Here is a 909-nt window from a genome sequence, read left to right as displayed (position 1 = left end):
GCATGAAGCTTCCTTCCACGAATACCTTCAGCATGTCGTGGCTGATCCGGTCGAGTGTAGTGGGCTGAAAATAATGCATTTCGTCTTTGCCTAACATACCATACTGAAAAATCAGCAGATTAGCCATCAGAATACCAAGCAAGCTAAGCCCCCGAATGGCATCAACAACGGTGGATCGTTTATTTGAATTCATCTATATCACCTCTAACATCTAATATAGAAGTTCACCATAAACGCCTTGGAAACGGAAACCTAACTTTTTCTTAACACTTCCAGCATTTGTTTAACTCCTGTTAAGGTTGCTGTGCTAGCATAAAAGTCGGGTGAGGATAAATGGATCATACACGAATATTAATTGTTGATGACGAACCTTCCATTGTAAAAATGCTGCAGATGGTACTGCGCAAGGAAGGCTTTAACCGCATATATATGGCCTCAAACTGCAAGGAGGCTCTAAGGGAAATTGCTGCTCACGGCGCAGATATCGTATTGCTGGATGTGATGCTGCCGGACGGTACGGGATTTGATCTGTGTCCGTCCATCCGTTCCTATGGAAATCCGCACATTCTGTTTCTGACCGCCAAAGCGTCGGATCTGGATGTTCTGACGGGCTTTGCGATGGGCGGTGACGACTACGTCACCAAGCCGTTTAATCCGCTGGAGATTGCCGCAAGGATCAAAGCACGACTGCGCCGTGGCGGCATTGGGACCGAAAGTGCATCTGCGCAGTCAGCCTCGCGGCGCGCATGGGATTTCGGCCGCTTCAAGGTCGACGAGTCCGCCGGGGAGCTTACGGTGCTCGGAGAGCCCGTGCCGTGTCCGGCGCAGGTCTTTCAGTTGCTGCTTTATTTCTGTAAGCATCCGGGTGTCGTTTTTTCCAAATCACAGTTGTATGAAGCGGTATGGGGT

Annotated in this window: 1 protein-coding gene and 1 pseudogene; one reads left to right on the top strand and one right to left on the bottom strand. The window is 49.3% G+C overall.

Features of this window, described 5'->3' with window-relative positions; genetic code table 11:
- A pseudogene (locus ACFRAK_RS28640) lies at positions 1 to 193 on the bottom strand (DUF418 domain-containing protein); the annotation flags it as partial.
- 140 nt (positions 194 to 333) lie between these two features.
- Between ACFRAK_RS28640 and ACFRAK_RS28635 the strand changes: the two are divergent.
- The coding region (locus tag ACFRAK_RS28635; RefSeq protein WP_394573137.1) for a response regulator transcription factor at positions 334 to 909 on the top strand (576 nt) is incomplete at its 3' end.

It is taken from the genome of Peribacillus sp. NPDC056705 (genome assembly GCF_043656335.1).
The sequence above is the reverse complement of the archived record's forward strand: the minus strand, read 5'-3'. Positions and strand labels throughout refer to the sequence as shown.